This is a genomic window from Bacillus sp. 220_BSPC (genome assembly GCF_001054655.1).
In the GTDB taxonomy this organism is placed as follows: domain Bacteria; phylum Bacillota; class Bacilli; order Bacillales; family DSM-1321; genus Peribacillus; species Peribacillus frigoritolerans.
On record NZ_JVPL01000185.1, the window covers coordinates 40804 to 57468 of the forward strand.

At 42.8% G+C, this 16665-nt stretch carries 14 protein-coding genes; all 14 read left to right on the forward strand.

Annotation, left to right across the window (positions count from 1 at the left end):
- Positions 1-2: 2 nt before the first annotated feature.
- The 14 genes from ADA55_RS13340 to ADA55_RS13405 all read left to right on the forward strand — a co-directional run bounded on the left by ADA55_RS13340 (position 3) and on the right by ADA55_RS13405 (position 16637).
- The gene (locus tag ADA55_RS13340) at positions 3-395 is read left to right on the forward strand and encodes a DUF3397 domain-containing protein (protein WP_048684577.1); all 393 of its coding nucleotides are present in this window, start codon (positions 3-5) and stop codon (positions 393-395) included.
- A 109-nt stretch (positions 396-504) separates the two neighbouring features.
- Positions 505-2133: a bacillithiol biosynthesis cysteine-adding enzyme BshC gene (gene bshC / locus ADA55_RS13345; protein WP_048684580.1), complete on the forward strand. Its 1629-nt coding sequence runs from the start codon at positions 505-507 to the stop codon at positions 2131-2133.
- A gap of 341 nt (positions 2134-2474) precedes the next feature.
- The gene (gene mraZ / locus ADA55_RS13350; RefSeq protein ID WP_034313914.1) at positions 2475-2906 is read left to right on the forward strand and encodes a division/cell wall cluster transcriptional repressor MraZ; all 432 of its coding nucleotides are present in this window, start codon (positions 2475-2477) and stop codon (positions 2904-2906) included.
- A 52-nt stretch (positions 2907-2958) separates the two neighbouring features.
- Positions 2959-3891, forward strand: a complete 933-nt coding sequence (rsmH, locus tag ADA55_RS13355) for a 16S rRNA (cytosine(1402)-N(4))-methyltransferase RsmH (RefSeq protein ID WP_034313911.1) — start codon at positions 2959-2961, stop codon at positions 3889-3891.
- 32 nt (positions 3892-3923) lie between these two features.
- Entirely contained in the window at positions 3924-4280 is a 357-nt protein-coding gene (gene ftsL, locus ADA55_RS13360) for a cell division protein FtsL (protein WP_048684582.1), read from the forward strand.
- 2 nt (positions 4281-4282) lie between these two features.
- Positions 4283-6439 (forward strand): penicillin-binding protein, encoded by a 2157-nt coding sequence (locus ADA55_RS13365; protein ID WP_048684583.1) that lies wholly within the window; start codon positions 4283-4285, stop codon positions 6437-6439.
- Positions 6440-6551: 112 nt separating this feature from the next.
- Positions 6552-8474 carry a stage V sporulation protein D gene (locus tag ADA55_RS13370; protein WP_034313905.1) on the forward strand — a complete coding sequence of 641 codons (1923 nt, stop codon included), beginning with the start codon at positions 6552-6554 and terminating at the stop codon, positions 8472-8474.
- Between the two features lie 158 nt (positions 8475-8632).
- Entirely contained in the window at positions 8633-10105 is a 1473-nt protein-coding gene (locus ADA55_RS13375) for a UDP-N-acetylmuramoyl-L-alanyl-D-glutamate--2,6-diaminopimelate ligase (RefSeq protein ID WP_048684585.1), read from the forward strand.
- Positions 10106-10194: 89 nt separating this feature from the next.
- Complete coding sequence (mraY, locus tag ADA55_RS13380) at positions 10195-11172, forward strand: phospho-N-acetylmuramoyl-pentapeptide-transferase (RefSeq protein WP_034313901.1); 978 nt, start codon at positions 10195-10197, stop codon at positions 11170-11172.
- The gene (murD, locus tag ADA55_RS13385) at positions 11173-12525 is read left to right on the forward strand and encodes a UDP-N-acetylmuramoyl-L-alanine--D-glutamate ligase (RefSeq protein ID WP_048684588.1); all 1353 of its coding nucleotides are present in this window, start codon (positions 11173-11175) and stop codon (positions 12523-12525) included.
- A gap of 151 nt (positions 12526-12676) precedes the next feature.
- Positions 12677-13783, forward strand: a complete 1107-nt coding sequence (spoVE, locus tag ADA55_RS13390; RefSeq protein WP_034313896.1) for a stage V sporulation protein E — start codon at positions 12677-12679, stop codon at positions 13781-13783.
- A 354-nt stretch (positions 13784-14137) separates the two neighbouring features.
- Positions 14138-15046 (forward strand): UDP-N-acetylmuramate dehydrogenase, encoded by a 909-nt coding sequence (murB, locus tag ADA55_RS13395; RefSeq protein WP_034313894.1) that lies wholly within the window; start codon positions 14138-14140, stop codon positions 15044-15046.
- Positions 15047-15175: 129 nt separating this feature from the next.
- Positions 15176-15958, forward strand: a complete 783-nt coding sequence (locus ADA55_RS13400) for a cell division protein FtsQ/DivIB (RefSeq protein WP_048684592.1) — start codon at positions 15176-15178, stop codon at positions 15956-15958.
- A complete protein-coding gene (locus ADA55_RS13405) occupies positions 15945-16637 on the forward strand; it encodes a DUF881 domain-containing protein (RefSeq protein ID WP_048684595.1) in 693 nt (230 codons plus the stop codon). The genes ADA55_RS13400 and ADA55_RS13405 overlap by 14 nt, the downstream gene beginning before the upstream one ends.
- The last annotated feature ends 28 nt before the right edge of the window (positions 16638-16665 follow it).

The window sequence follows — 16665 nt, forward strand, 5'->3', positions numbered from 1 at the left end:
ATGTGCCGTACGTAGTTTCAAGTCTTGCCGCGATATTTATTACCTTGCCTTTCGTAGGGTATATACTTTTTTTTATAGGTGCCAAACAATTCACTGGAAACCATCGGCGCTCCGTTCAATTTGCAATGGACATGAGTACGCTACTATTCGTATTATCCGTCCATTATTTGATCATTACGATTTGGGATATGCAAATTCTTTGGGTGATCATGCTCATCATGATCATCAACGCATTCGTGGTGGTTCTTGTCCATTACAAGGTAAAAGAAGAAATCATTTTCCATAAGGTATTAAAGGGTTTTTGGAGAGTGAACTTCGCCTTCTTTTTCGTGGCTTACCTTCTATTGTTTTCCATTGGAATAATTACAAGTATTACGAAGATATTGACTACATAACATAGAACATCGCATCAATTTTCTGCTGCTGGGCAACTTCTTTTGTTTTCTTAAACCGGAATGTTATACTCTAAAAAGAATTGTAGTTGCAGAGAAAGGGAGAACAGAAATGGAGATGAAAGATCTCGCGTTACCATCTTTAAACCGTTTTGCATCGGACTATTTACAAAACCGTTTTGAAGCGGAGGATTATTTTCACTATGACTTGTCTAAGCCTGACATTTATCTCAATAGATATGAAGAATTGATGAACCGCTCTTTTTCACGTGATGAATTGTCGGATTACATACAACAATACATGTCTCGTCTTTCATTCAGTGAGGCAGTTAAGGGTAATATTGAAAGGTTGCGCAGGGATGATTCCGTGGTTGTGATTGGAGGACAGCAGGCAGGGTTATTATCAGGGCCGCTGTATACCATTCATAAAGTGATATCGATCATTAAGCTTGCGGAAGAACAGGAAAAAAAACTGGGGCAGCCAGTCATTCCGGTTTTTTGGATAGCTGGAGAAGATCATGATTTGGCTGAAGTCAATCATGTTTATGTTATGAAAAACGGAAAACCCGATAAAAAAACCTACCCTTCCTACCAGCCATATAAAACAATGGTTTCCGATGTGGAGCTGGAAACGGAAAAGGCAGAGAAGTGGCTTGAGGAAATCATTGAAACATATGGAGAAACGGAATTTACGAACAAACTCCTGATTGATATGAAGGAAACCATTAAGAGATCGAATACTTTCGTCGATTTCTTCGCCGAGCTGATTCATGAATGGTTCAAAGAATATGGCCTTTTACTAGTCGATGCCGGAGATCCGGATTTAAGGCGAATCGAGAAGACATACTTTGAATCGATGGTCAATGAAAGTGGACGGATTGCTGAAGTGGTCGAGGAACAGCAATCATTCATGCATGCAAAAGGGTATGCAAAAATGATTGAAATGGATAAACAGGCCGCTAATTTATTTTATTATGATCCAGAAAAAAAAGATCGATGTTTACTCGAACGTGTAGAAGGCGGTTTCAGCGGAAAAAACGGTGAGGTATCATTTACCGGAGATGAACTCTTGCAGATAGCCAGAAATCATCCAGAACGATTAAGCAACAATGTCATTACACGCCCGCTCATGCAGGAAATGCTTTTCCCTGTATTGGCTTTCATTTCTGGGCCAGGGGAAATAGCCTATTGGGCAGAATTAAAAAAGGTGTTTGAGTTGTTTTCCATGAAGATGCCGCCAATCATTCCTAGGTTAAACATCACGCTGGTGGAGCGGAGTATCCAAAGCGACCTTGAAGAAATGGAACTCAGTTTGGAAACTGTTCTGACTGAAGGGACCGCTAATGCTGTGGAAAGTTACCTTGATTCCGTTAAAGATGAGACGATTGACACCCTGTTCGGGACGCTGAAATCACAGCTTGAAGAGAACCATGAAAAGCTATTTGTCCACGCTGTCTCTTTGGATAGAGGACTCGAGCCGATGTTGAACAAGAACATTGAATTCATTCAAAAGCAATTGAATTTCATGTATGGCAAAATCGGTGACCGTACAAAGGAACGACATTCGGTCATCTTGAAAAAATATGATCGGATAGCAAATTCGCTGTACCCTCTCGAATCACCCCAGGAGAGGATTTGGAATGTGTTTTATTACTTGAATCAATATGGGCCAGAGCTCGTAAGGGATATGATGAAACTGGACTATCGCTTCAATAATCAGCATAAATTGATTTTCATTTAGAAAAACCATCCGTTTTGGGGAAAAGTGGCGGATAGATCATTTTGAATACGGTTGCCACAAACCAATCCTGATGGAGGGATTGAAATGTGAAAAAAGACAGGTGCTAAAGCCTGTCTTTTTTCTGTTTCCTGAGTACTTGTCAGGCGGGGCTTCGACAGTAATAGTGGGCCTGCGTCTTAGTTTGAGTGCATTCGAGGGAAATGCACGTTTCTTTGAATAATTTGGCTAAATAAACTTAATAAGAAAAGAAGGTAATTTTTACTTGGAAGGAGAAAGTAAAAACAAGTGGAGAAAGGTGGGGGAATGTGGTACATTGAGATTAGAATGTGGGGGTATTGGGTATGTTCATGGGAGAGTACCATCATAACATCGATATAAAGGGCCGTTTGATAGTCCCGGTGAAATTCAGGGAAAATCTCGGGGAGCAATTTGTCCTTACCCGCGGACTCGATCAATGTTTATTTGGTTACCCTATGGAAGAGTGGAAGCTGCTAGAAGAAAAGCTGAAAGCCCTGCCTTTAACAAAAAAAGATGCCCGAGCCTTTACCCGTTTTTTCTTTTCTGCAGCTACAGAATGCGAAATTGATAAACAAGGGCGAATTAATATCCCCACGCCGCTTACTTCATATGGCCAATTGGAAAAAGAATGTGTAATTCTTGGTGTTACCAATCGTATTGAGATTTGGAGCAAATCCCTTTGGGAAAACTATTTTTCAGCTTCGGAGGATTCTTTCGCTGAGATAGCAGAAAATATGATTGGCTTTGATATTTAAGGCTGCCCTCAGATATAGAGTCACTCAATAACCGATTGGAAGGATGTCTAGCATGTTTCAACATACAACAGTGTTATTAAAAGAGACGGTTGATGGATTGAACATCAAACCTGATGGAATTTATGTGGATTGTACTTTAGGAGGAGCCGGTCACAGCGAATACTTACTTTCACAGCTCTCTGACAAGGGCAGGCTTTATGCTTTTGATCAGGACGAAACGGCGATTCGGAATGCTAAGGAAAAATTGGAAAGCTATGGCGAACGTATTGTTCTTGTTCCTAATAATTTTAAATACTTAAAAGAAGAGTTGAATGCCCGGGGAATCGAGAAAGTGGACGGGATCCTTTATGATTTAGGTGTGTCATCCCCACAATTGGATACACCGGAGCGTGGTTTCAGCTATAACCATGATGCACCTCTGGATATGAGGATGGACCAAAGTGCTGCCATTTCTGCCTATGATGTCGTGAATACTTGGTCATTCCATGATTTGTTGAGAATTTTCTTCCAATATGGAGAAGAAAAGTTTTCGAAACAAATTGCCAGGAAAATTGAAGCGGCACGTGAAATAAAACCGATTGAAACGACGTTCGAACTTGTGGAATTAATTAAGGATGGGATACCGGCCCCGGCAAGACGTAAAGGCGGGCACCCTGCGAAACGAGTGTTCCAAGCAATAAGGATCGCTGTGAATGACGAACTTGGTGTCTTTGAAGATTCCCTGGAGCAGGCCATTTCGCTTTTGGATAAAGAGGGAAGAATATCTGTCATTACATTCCATTCGCTCGAAGATAGAATTTGTAAAACGGTATTTAAAAAGGCCAGTAGCATGCCGGATCTTCCGCCTGGACTTCCAGTTATCCCGGATGAATTCAAGCCAACTATGAAAATAATTACGAGAAAACCGATTTTACCTTCAGAAGAAGAATTGGAAGGGAATAATCGTTCCCGGTCGGCTAAGCTAAGAATCGCCGAAAAGCAATGATTACAGAAAAAAATCAGTGAGGGGGAACATGAATGAGTTCCATAGCCAAAAAAGTACAAGAACTGCAATATGAAGACCAACAGCAGCAACAGACACAGCAAACAGTGGTCATCCGTAAAGCGAAGATATCCATTGGTGAAGTTTTCTTACTATGTGCCCTTGCTATCATGGTCACCTTCATGGGAGTGAAAATAGTCTCTAATCAAGCGGCCATCTATGAAACGAATAAAGAGATCCAGCTAGTGGAAACATCGATTGAAGAACAGGGTAAAGTGAATGATGATTTAAAAGTGCAGGTTGCTGAACTTAGTACATACGAGAGAATTTGGAAAAAAGCTGCAGCGCTAGGGTTCAAGTTAAATGAGAATAATGTGAAGGGTGTGCAGTGATAATGCAGAAACAAAAAAATATGAAGCATGGGGCAGCCGGATTATTCTTCTTATTCGGCCTGCTCTTTTTTGTTTTAGTCTGCCGCTTTTTGTATATTCAGGTGACGGGTACAGCTGGCGGGGAGGTACTGGCTTCGAAAATCGACAAGAAATATGAAAAAAAACAGGTCATAGAAGCAAAAAGGGGAAGCATACTCGATACAAAAGGTGAAGTCATCGCCGAAGATACTTCCTCCTATATCTTAAGGGCAGTACTTAGTGAAAAGGAGCCGGAGCATGTCAAGGATCCGGAGAAGACCGCGAATGAGCTTGCTAAATATATCGACATGGATGAACAGGACATCTATGAAAGACTTACGAAAAAAGGGGCATACCAAGTGGAGTTTGGCAGTGCCGGCAAGGATTTGACTCAGGTCGTCAAGCAGAAAATAGAAAAATTGGAACTGCCGGGAATTACATTCGGAAGGACCAATAAACGTTTTTATCCGAATGGGATTTTCGCCTCCCATCTGATTGGCTATGTAGAAAAGGATGAAAAAACGGAAGAAATGGCTGGTAAGTTCGGCATCGAAAGGTACCTCAATAAAGAATTGCAGGAAACGGATGGGAAGCTGACATATGACAGTGACTCATGGGGTTTCCTCTTACCGGATAAGAAGGAAAAGGTCGTTGCTCCTGATAATGGCAATGATGTCATGCTTACGATCGACAAGAAAATACAAACATTCTTGGAAGACTCGATGAGCAAGGTGCAGGAAAAATACGATCCCGAACAAATCATAGCGATTGTCTCCAATCCCAAAACGGGGGAAATTGTGGCGATGGGGCAAAGGCCCACCTTCCATCCGACAACGAAAGTCGGCCTAACGGATACATGGCGTAACCTGGCAATTGAAGAAACCTTCGAACCGGGTTCAACCATGAAAACCTTCACCCTTGCCGCGGCTGTTGAGGAAGGGGTCTTTAATCCGAATGAAAGCTTTGTTGCAGGAACCTACAAAGCCGGATCGGGTAAAATCGGGGACCATAGCGGAATCGAAAGAGGAAAGAGCATGACCTTTCTGGAAGGGGTTCAACGTTCCTCGAACGTCGCTTTTGCCACACTTGCAATGGATAAAATAGGAGCCGATACGTTCCGAGAGTATTTGACTAAGTTCGGATTTGATAAAAAAACGGGAATTGACCTGCCAAACGAGATAACCGGAAAAATTCAATACAAGTATAAGCTTGAAAAAGTGACTACCTCCTTTGGACAGGGTTCGACCGTTACACCGATTCAACAAATCCAAGCTGCATCCGCAATAGCCAATGACGGAAAAATGATGCGGCCGTACGTGATAAAAAGCATTTCCGATCAGGATACCGGAAAAATTTTGAAAACGACTAAGCCGAAAGTGACAGGGCAACCGATTTCGGCAGAAACTGCAAAACAAGTACGTGATTATTTGGAAACGGTAATTTCTGCGAAAAAAGGAACAGGGAAAAAATATGCCATTGATGGATATCAAGTAGCGGGGAAAACCGGTACTGCACAAATTGCGGGTCCGACAGGTAGATATTTAGAAGGGAAAAATAACTATGTGTTCTCCTTTTTAGGAATGGCTCCAAAAGATGATCCGCAGTTGGTCATGTATGTGGCGGTCAAGCAGCCCAAGTTAGGTGTATCTTATGTTGGGGCTGATCCATTGTCAGAGATATTTAATCCTGTCATGCAAAATAGCCTGCAATATCTAAACATAAAACCTTCTGAAGTTAAAAAACAAAAAGCAAATAAAATCAAAGACTATACGAATCAAACCGAGAGTTCAGCTGTTACAGAACTGAAGGAACTTGGTTATGATGTAAGTACGATCGGAAGTGGACGTAAAGTGCTCGACCAATCCCCGAAAGCGGGGAGTGTACTCTTACAGGGTGAAAAGATAATCCTCAGGACGGACGGCGAAATGAAAGTTCCTGACATGAAGGGATGGTCCTTGCGCGATGTCATGAAATTGGCTAAGGTTGCAAAACTGGATCTGAAAACCGAAGGTACGGGATACGTGAGTAAACAGAGTCTTGAGGCCGGGAAAAAGGTTAATGAAGGGGAAACCTTCAATATTGAATTATCCCAGCCAGATGGGGCTGGTGAAGATATACCGACAAAAGAGAAAACAGAGTGAAGACAAAGAGGGGATCCAATTGGATCCCCTCTTTATTTCTTTCGAATTTTCTAGTCTAGCATCGAGTAGACAAGCATATATTGAAGCATGTATGAAATGGAGGTGCCTGTTTTTGCGTGTTTCGAATGTTACTGTCCGAAAACGGCTGGCAATCGCATTGGCGATCGGTATCGTTGTTTTTTTTATCATTGATATCCGATTGGGAATTGTACAGTTTTATCTAGGGGATAAGTTGACGGGGCTGGCTAAAGATTCCTGGAGCAGGAATATTCCTTTTGAAGCCAAACGAGGAGAAATCCTTGATCGGAATGGTGTCGAGCTGGCAACGAATATATCTGCGCCAACAGTGTATGTCATCCCAAGACAGATTGAGAATCCTGGGGAGACGGCGGAACAGCTTGCTTCAATATTGGATATGACAAAGGAAAAGGCTTATCAATGGTTAACGAAACAGGCGATGAGCGTCAGAATTCCGGAAGGCAGAAAGATATCTCACGAAAAGGCGAAGGAAATTAAGGCATTAGGGATAAAGGGTGTATATATCGCTGAAGATTCAAAGCGCCATTACCCATTTGGTGAATACCTTTCACATGTTCTTGGCTTTACAGGCTCTGACAATCAAGGGTTGATGGGTATTGAATTGTCTTATGATAAGGAACTAAGCGGGGAAAAAGGGTTCGTTAAATTTTACTCCGATGCAAAAGGGAAAAGGCTTGAGAATATGGCCGATGACTATAAGCCCCCTGTTGATGGTGATAACTTGAAGCTGACCATCGATAGCAAAATCCAAACAATTGTGGAGAGGGAGCTCGATAATGCGGAGGCGACATATGATCCCGATGGTATAATTGCCATTGCAATGGACCCGAACACAGGGGAAATATTGGCAATGTCCAGCAGGCCAACCTTCGACCCTGCCAATTTTCAAAATGTCCCCTCAGAAGTGTATAATCGTAATTTACCAGTTTGGAGTATATATGAACCAGGATCGACTTTTAAGATCATCACGCTTGCTGCGGCGCTTGAGGAAGGGAAGGTCGACTTACAAAAGGAACATTTTTATGATTCCGGACATGTGGAAGTGTCAGGATCAACGCTGCATTGCTGGAAAAGCGGAGGACATGGGGATCAAACTTTTCTTGAAGTGGTGGAGAACTCATGTAACCCGGGTTTTGTAGAATTAGGGAACCGGCTTGGTAAAGACAAGCTGTTTAAATATATAAATGATTTCGGTTTTGGGCAAAAGACGGGAATTGATTTAACCGGAGAAGGAAAAGGAATCATGTTCAACATGGATCGAGTGGGTCCGGTAGAGCAGGCAACTACTGCGTTTGGACAAGGTGTAGCCGTAACGCCCATTCAGCAGGTGACAGCGGTATCGGCGGCCGTGAATGGCGGGACTTTGTATACACCATATATCGCGAAGGAACTCGTGAATCCAAAAAATGGGGAAGTGCTAATGCGAAAGACCCCTCAGGCGAAGAAAAAGGTGATTTCAGAAGCAACCTCGAAGAAAGTCCGGGAAGCGCTTGAATCCGTTGTCGCCCAAGGAAGCGGTAAAGGAGCATTCGTGGAGTCGTACCGCGTCGGCGGGAAAACGGGTACAGCCCAAAAAGCTGAAAATGGCAGATACCTTGAAAATAATTATATTCTCTCATTCATTGGTGTCGCTCCAGCGGATGATCCGCAAATAGTCGTGTATATAGCTGTGGATAATCCGAAAGGAACGGTACAATTCGGCGGGGTCGTTGCCGCACCGATCGTTGGGAATATCATGGAGGATTCACTTAGGGCCATGGGCGTCAAGCCAAGGAAGAACCAGATTGAGAAGGAAACGGTCTGGACGGATCCCGTCATGGTCGAGGTACCCGACGTCGTGGGTCTCAGCAAAAAAGAGTTGCAAACCCAGCTCATCGACCTTAAGCTTGATATTGCCGGAAATGGGGATAAAGTCATAAATCAAGCCCCAGATCCAGGTGTTAAAGTAAAACAAGGCTCTACAATAAGAATTTATCTTGGCGAAAATACAGAATAAGTATAATATAATATATGAATAGTTAAAGCGGCTGAAGAATCATCAGCCGCTTTGTTTACGGAGTCGGGATAACCCCGTATAATTGAAATTGGTTTCTCGACAAGCCAAGGCTAATCACATATAATGAATCCTCAAATTAAGTTGAGAGGGATGGAAAAATGAAGCTTCACAAATTACTATCTTATTTACACTCCTTATTTACGTATGAAGGAGAAAATCCTGAAATCACCTCCATTGAAAATGATAACCGAAAAGTCATAGACGGAAGTTTATTTGTTTGTATAAAAGGTTATACAGTCGATGGTCATGATTTTGCCGAACTTGCTGTAGAGCATGGAGCTGCAGCAGTCATTGCCGAAAGGCCGCTTGACCTCGATGTTCCCGTGATCGTAGTCAGGGATTCGAGCAGGGCGATGGCAGTTCTTGCCGATGCATTTTATGGCCATCCGACTCAAAAGATGCGCTTGATCGGAATTACAGGAACGAATGGAAAGACGACGACCAGTCACTTATTGGAAAAGATTTTCGAGGATCGACATGAAAAAACAGGCTTGATTGGCACGATGTATACAAAAATTGCCGATACGGTATATGAAACCAAGAATACGACGCCAGATAGCGTTACATTGCAGAAGGCTTTTCATGAAATGGCCGAAGCATCCGTTTCCACGGCCATTATGGAAGTTTCATCGCATGCACTTGAGCTTGGGCGCGTCCATGGCTGTGATTATGATATTGCCGTCTTTACGAATCTCACACAGGATCATTTGGATTTTCATAAAACCATGGACAGATACAGGCAGGCAAAGTCCTTATTTTTCTCACAGCTTGGCAATGCTTACATAGAAAATCGCCCTAAATATGCTGTGCTTAATGCTGATGATGAGGCAACAGCCGATTTCATTAAAGCGACTGCTGCTACAGTCGTTACATACGGCATAGACAATGAAGCGGATCTCAGGGCCAAGGATATAAAAATTGATGCAAATGGCACATCGTTCACCTTGACAGCAGGTAAAGAAGAGCGATACATTCAGCTGAAGCTAATTGGTAAATTCAGTGTTTATAATGTACTCTCTGCCATCTCTGCTGCTTTGTGCGCCGGTAACGATCTGGATGAGACCATTAGATCCATCGAGGATATAAAAGGTGTTGCAGGCCGTTTTGAGCTCATTTCAGCGAATCAGGACTTCCCGGTCATTGTTGACTATGCCCATACTCCGGACAGTTTGGAAAATGTTCTAAAGACTGTTGGTGAGTTTGCTAGAAAGAAAATTTACGTGATAGTGGGCTGCGGCGGGGACCGAGACAAGACAAAGCGTCCAATCATGGCGCAAATTGCATGCAGCTTGGCGACTGACCCGATCTTCACTTCGGATAATCCACGCAGTGAAGATGCTGCCCAGATCCTCCGCGATATGGAAGCTGGTGTAGCAGGCAAAGAATATACGGTTATTGAAGACCGCAGGCAGGCGATAGCTTACGCAGTTTCCAAGGCGGAAGAGGGCGACGTTATATTAATTGCTGGAAAGGGCCATGAAACCTATCAATTGGTCGGTGACGAAGTGCTTCACTTCGATGACCGTGAGGAAGCGGAAAAGGCGATTCAAAGTCGTTTGGGTTCAGTTTGAACCAAGGCTGAAATTGCCCTGCAACAAATAGGAAAAGACATCAAGCAGAATTTTATATTTGAATTGTGTTAGGAATGAGGGAATAAGGAATGTTGGAACAAGTGATTTTTTATACGATTTTGGTGGCGTTTTTAGTAACCGTTCTTCTTTCGCCGATTTTCATCCCGTTTTTAAGAAGATTGAAATTCGGGCAAAGTATTAGGGAAGAAGGCCCGCAATCGCATTTGAAGAAAACGGGAACACCCACCATGGGCGGTTTGGTCATATTATTATCTGTTACCATCGCTACACTGGTCATGACTTTGAAATTTTCGGCACCTTCAACCGAAACGTATTTATTATTATTCGTTACTTTAGGTTTTGGTTTATTAGGTTTCCTTGATGACTTCATCAAAGTGGTCATGAAGCGTAACCTGGGACTGACTTCCAAGCAAAAACTGCTTGGACAAATTGTGATTTCGGTCATCTTTTACTTCGTCTTCAAGCAGACAGACCGTTTTAATCCTGAATTGACGATTCCAGGCACTGACTTTGCTTTTGATTTTGGCTGGTTTTATCTGTTCATCGTTATATTCTGGCTGGTAGGCTTTTCAAATGCCGTCAATTTGACGGATGGGCTTGATGGACTTGTCTCAGGGACATCAGCCATTGCCTTTGGTGCTTTTGCCATCTTGGCCTGGAGTCAGTCACAATATGATGTCGCCATTTTTTCGGTGGCGGTTGTCGGTGCAGTACTCGGATTTTTGGTATTCAATGCACACCCGGCAAAGGTTTTCATGGGGGATACGGGTTCCTTGGCCCTTGGGGGAGCGATCGCAACCATCGCCTTGTTAACGAAGCTTGAAATCCTCCTGGTCATCATTGGCGGAGTCTTCGTCATTGAAACGCTCTCGGTCATCCTTCAGGTAGGATCTTTTAAAACGACTGGTAAACGTATTTTTAAAATGAGTCCGCTTCACCACCATTATGAGCTTTCCGGCTGGTCGGAATGGCGTGTCGTCGTCACTTTCTGGACAGTGGGGCTGCTGTGTGCGGTACTCGGAATCTATTTAGAGGTGTGGATATAATTGAAAGAGACTGCAAAGTATTCAGAGAAAAAGATATTAGTATTGGGTTTGGCAAAAAGCGGAGTGATGGCAGCTTCGCTTCTACATAAATTAGGTGCTTTCGTGACGGTTAATGACATGAAGCCATTATCGGAAAATCCTGAGGCTCAAGGACTTCTTGAACAGGGAATCAAAGTCATCTGCGGCAGTCATCCAATCGAGCTTCTGGATGAGGGGTTCGAGCTGATCGTGAAAAATCCGGGAATTCCCTATCGGAACCCTATAGTAAAAGGGGCATTGGAAAAAGGGATTCCTGTTATCACGGAAGTTGAACTGGCCTACCAGATAAGTGAAGCACCTTTCATAGGAATCACTGGTACAAATGGGAAAACGACCACGACAACATTGATATACGAAATGTTGAAGTCCGGTGAAAAATCCCCGCTGATTGCCGGTAATATCGGGACAGTGGCATCTGGTGTTGCTGAACATGCAAAACCAGATGACTCGATCGTCATTGAATTATCATCGTTTCAGTTAATGGGAATAGACGAATTTCGTCCTGAAATCTCAATCGTGACAAATCTGTATGATGCACATTTGGATTATCACAGTTCCAAACAGGAATATGTCGAAGCAAAAGCTGCCATCACGAAAAATCAAATAGCATCAGATTTCATGATTTATAATGCAGATCAAGATCTTGTTTTATCCATGGCGAAAGAGACCAAGGCTGAACTTGTTCCTTTTTCAGCTGAAGTGAAACATGAGAATGGAGCCTATGTGGAAGATGGTGCCGCCTGTTTCCGAGGGGAAAAAATCATTGAAGTTTCAGAGATAGCCCTTCCCGGGAAGCATAATTTGGAAAATGTGCTCGCCGCCATCTCAGCGGCCAAGCTGAAGGGTGTAACTAATGAAGCCATTCAGACTGTACTGAAAACATTTTATGGTGTGGAGCACCGTCTGCAGTTCGTGGCAACGATCGATAACCGTAAATTTTATAATGATTCGAAAGCTACGAACATTCTTGCAGCATCCAAAGCGTTAACATCCTTTACGGAACCTGTCATTTTATTGGCAGGCGGTCTGGATCGCGGAAATGAATTTGATGAGTTGAAACCGGCGATGAAAAATGTCAAAGCCGTGATAACTTTTGGTGAAACGGCGGAAAAAATTGAACGGGTAGCCAAAGAAATAGGAATAGCGAATATAAAACGTGTCGATAATGTAGAAAAGGCCGTGCCGGCTGCATTTGAATTATCAAATGAAGGCGACTGTATTCTTCTCTCCCCGGCTTGTGCAAGCTGGGATCAATATAAAACTTTTGAGCAAAGAGGAGACATGTTTATGGAGGCCGTGCATAAACTTAAGTAAGAGCTTTCGCATAGAGAAGTGAACCTGCTTCTACGTTGACACCATGAAAAAAAGCGATAATGAGCCGTTATCGCTTTTTTTTTGACTAAAGTGCTGACAAGCAATCAGCACTGATGTTTATATTCGTAGGCTAAAAACTTCCTAGAGGTGGATGTCCGTGCCATTAAAAAAATCGAATCCTGATCTCATTCTCATTATCGTCACCTTAAGTCTTTTGACTGTTGGATTAATCATGGTTTACAGCGCGAGTGCCATTTGGGCAACATATAAATTTGATGATTCGTTTTATTTTGCTAAAAGGCAATTGCTTTTTGCCTGCGTCGGTGTCATAGCCATGTTTTTCATCATGAATGTGGATTACTGGACGTGGCGGACATGGGCCAAAATCCTTATCATCATTTGTTTCATTATGTTACTGGCTGTGCTTGTACCAGGTATAGGGATGGCGAGAAATGGTTCGAGGAGCTGGATTGGTGTGGGTGCTTTTTCGGTCCAACCCTCTGAGTTCATGAAGCTGGCGATGATCGCTTTTTTAGCTAAGTTTTTATCAGAACGGCAAAAGCTGATCACCTCCTTTAAAAAAGGGATGCTTCCATCCTTGGGTTTAGTGTTTTTGGCATTTGGTTTGATCATGTTACAGCCGGACCTTGGAACGGGAACGGTAATGGTTGGAACGTGCATTGTCATGATTTTTATTTCCGGGGCAAGAATCAGTCATTTTGTCGGCTTGGGGCTAATTGGGGTAGCAGGTTTTATTGGTCTGATTTTGTCAGCGCCTTACCGGATAAAAAGGATCACGTCTTTTCTGGATCCATGGGAAGACCCTTTGGGCAGTGGATTTCAAATGATTCAATCGTTTTATGCAATCGGGCCAGGGGGATTGTTCGGATTGGGACTCGGGCAAAGCCGCCAAAAGTTTTTCTATTTACCCGAACCGCAGACTGATTTCATTTTTGCCATACTTTCCGAGGAACTTGGCTTCATCGGGGGTTCTCTTGTCATTTTATTATTTGCGCTAATGCTTTGGCGGGGCATTCGGATCGCACTTGGTGCCCCTGATCTATACGGGAGCCTTGTAGCGGTGGGAATCATTGCAATGGTCGCCATTCAAGTGATGATCAATATAGGGGTGGTAACGGGACTTATGCCGGTTACGGGTATCACCTTGCCCCTCTTAAGTTATGGCGGTTCATCGCTGACGCTCATGTTGATGGCGATTGGGGTGCTCCTGAATATTAGCCGATATTCGAGGTTCTGAAATAAGTAAAAAATGTGGTTTGGCAAAAGGGAAGTCCTGTTGAACGCAGGGCTTCCCTTTTTTACGTTGAAAACCCTTCCAGGAAAAACATTTTTTTGGTGGGGCTTGCCGAAATTTAGAAATAAATGAAACGCCGCTTAAATATTACCATGTATGAATGTTGGGGAATCCACAATAAATATTGGCAATACGTCTTTGTTTAGACTATAGTATAAGAGGGTTAGGCCGTACTGGGGCTTGCTTCTATTCATTTTTCTGCTAAAAAGGCGTTATTAATCTTGTAATATAAGTGACCTCATGGAAGAGGAAATGAAAATTATAACTTGGAATTTTGGAACAACAAGGAGGTTTATCATGGATAATGTGATAAAGCAATTAACTGAAATGAAAATCGGCAAAGTTCTTGAACAGGAACCGCTTGCAAATCATACCACTATGAAAATTGGGGGGCCGGCTGATTTATTCATCATGCCGTCATCCATTGAAAATATAGAAAAAACGATGCAGGTCATCAAAGAAAATGGGATGCCGTGGAGGGTGATTGGCAGGGGCTCGAACCTGCTGGTCAGTGATGGCGGAATTGAAGGTGCCGTGCTTAAATTGGGTAGAGGACTTGATCATCTCGAGATAAATGGGACGGAGATCAAAGCAGGAGCTGGGGTATCACTTGTCAGCCTCTCCGTACAAATCAGTAAAAAAGGATATGCAGGATTGGAATTTGCCAGTGGGATTCCTGGTTCCGTCGGCGGAGCAGTCTATATGAACGCTGGTGCACATGGTTCCGATATGAGTGAAATCCTCAAGCAGGCACATGTTCTTTTTGAAGATGGAACTCTAGCTTGGCTTTCGAAAGAGGAAATGGAGTTTTCTTATCGAACTTCTCTGCTTCAGAAGAAAAGACCTGGTATCGTACTGGAAGCAATTTTTCAATTGACAGAGGGGGATAAAACCGAAATCGTTGAAAGAATGCAAAATAACAAGAATTATCGTAAAGATACCCAGCCGTATAATCTTCCATGTGCCGGGAGCATATTTAGGAATCCACTTCCACACCATGCTGGTAAATTGGTCGAGAATGCAGGCCTGAAGGGACATTCTATTGGCGGAGCTCAGATTTCACCGATGCACGGGAACTTCATCGTTAACACAGGTAATGGAAGTGCAGCGGATGTTCAAGCCTTGATACAGCATGTGAAGGATACTGTATATGATAAATTTGAAGTTGAAATGGAAACAGAAGTGGAGATCATTGGAAGAAAATAATGAGATTCATTATATCCAAATATTGTGATATAATGTGTTACCTTTAAAGTTTGTTAAGAACATAATATTGAGTTTTCTTGATTTCGCACTGTCAAGAACCATCCATTTTTTCAGGAAGAGGTGAAGGGGATGGAAAAGGGAAAAATCGTTTCCATTGAGGACCGCATCCCGAAATTAAAACAATTAAGAAAAAGCAAAGCAAACAGGCGACTTGTTCTTTTGCTGTCCCTTTTCTTCATTCTTGTTGCTTGTGTGCTATATTTCTTATCCCCGTTGAGCTATGTGAAATCCGTGCAGGTAGAGGGGAATCGGTATATTACTTCCAAACAGATCATTAAATTGAGTAAGGTGAAGAAGGATCGAAGCATCTGGAAGGTTGATACAGGGACAGCCGAAGCCAATATCAAAAAAAATCAAGAAATAAAAAGCGTTAAGGTGACACCGGTATTTCCTAATTCCATTAAAATTACGGTTTCGGAACATAACAGGATGGCATATTTGTCCAATAATGGGAAGTTTGCACCCATTTTGGAAAACGGGTCCGTTTTAGAGGAGTTAGCAACAGGAGAAATTCCAGTATTTGCCCCTGTTTTAATTGGTTTCAAAGAGGGTAAAGCATTAAAGTTGCTTTTAGAAGAGCTGGACAAGCTTCCTGTCGAGATCCAGAATGCCATTTCGGAAATTCATTACGCTCCTACAAAAACCGATGAATACCATATCGTCATGTTCATGAACGATGGGTTTGAAGTAAGTGCGACAAGCCGGACTTTATACGAGAAAATGATTCACTATCCATCGATAGTCAGCCAGCTGGATCCAAATGTAAAGGGAGTCATCGATCTGGAAGTTGGTTCTTATTTTAAAGCATATGAAGACGCTGAACAAAAGGAAGACACCAATGAGGAAAATTAATGGCAAACGGGTGGTTTTACCCCTGGTTTGTGTGGTTCTCGGATTCATGATTGCCTTCTCTTACAATCTGACCAAAGAAGGTGAAGGTGCAGGGAAGGACAAAGCCTGGGATCAGGAATATGAGCTCAGGCAGCAGCTGATCGAACAAGAGAAGCAGAACCGCGAACTTCAGAAGGAACTCCTCCAGAAGCAAGAAAATGTATCCCAAATAGAAAAAGACCTAGCGCAGGAAAAGCAGCTTTTTTTCAATTTGGCAAAGGAAACGGAAAAATACCGAATGTTTCTCGGAAAAGTGAAAGTGAAAGGCTCAGGCCTTCAGGTGACGCTTGAAGATGGTACAGATATGGAATCAGAAGCCAATGTTAATAATTACCTCGTCCATGAACAGCATGTCTTCAAGGTCGTCAATGAACTATACATATCAGGTGCAGAGGCAGTTGCGATTAACGGTCAAAGGTTAAATCATGATTCATACATAATCTGTAATGGGCCTGTGATTACAATCGATGGCCACCAGCATCCTGCTCCCTTCATCATATCTGCGATAGGGGACCCGGAAGTCCTGGGTGCTTCACTGGATTTACCGGGTGGCATCAAGGAACAGCTGGTTAATGAGAATATTATCTTTACAGTGGAAAAACAAAAGAATATCATTTTTGATCCAATTATTGGAGGGTGATCGTGACCGCCGGATTCGATGAAAGATT

Bases quoted from the DNA above. Each gene is read 5' to 3' on its own strand.
- ADA55_RS13365 (WP_048684583.1), top strand. From the start codon at position 4,283: ATGCAGAAACAAAAAAATATGAAGCATGGGGCAGCCGGATTATTCTTC.
- ftsL (WP_048684582.1), top strand. From the start codon at position 3,924: ATGAGTTCCATAGCCAAAAAAGTACAAGAACTGCAATATGAAGACCAA.
- ADA55_RS13400 (WP_048684592.1), top strand. From the start codon at position 15,176: ATGGAAAAGGGAAAAATCGTTTCCATTGAGGACCGCATCCCGAAATTA.
- mraZ (WP_034313914.1), top strand. From the start codon at position 2,475: ATGTTCATGGGAGAGTACCATCATAACATCGATATAAAGGGCCGTTTG.
- ADA55_RS13375 (WP_048684585.1), top strand. From the start codon at position 8,633: ATGAAGCTTCACAAATTACTATCTTATTTACACTCCTTATTTACGTAT.
- spoVE (WP_034313896.1), top strand. From the start codon at position 12,677: ATGTCCGTGCCATTAAAAAAATCGAATCCTGATCTCATTCTCATTATC.
- murB (WP_034313894.1), top strand. From the start codon at position 14,138: ATGGATAATGTGATAAAGCAATTAACTGAAATGAAAATCGGCAAAGTT.
- ADA55_RS13405 (WP_048684595.1), top strand. From the start codon at position 15,945: ATGAGGAAAATTAATGGCAAACGGGTGGTTTTACCCCTGGTTTGTGTG.
- rsmH (WP_034313911.1), top strand. From the start codon at position 2,959: ATGTTTCAACATACAACAGTGTTATTAAAAGAGACGGTTGATGGATTG.
- bshC (WP_048684580.1), top strand. From the start codon at position 505: ATGGAGATGAAAGATCTCGCGTTACCATCTTTAAACCGTTTTGCATCG.
- mraY (WP_034313901.1), top strand. From the start codon at position 10,195: ATGTTGGAACAAGTGATTTTTTATACGATTTTGGTGGCGTTTTTAGTA.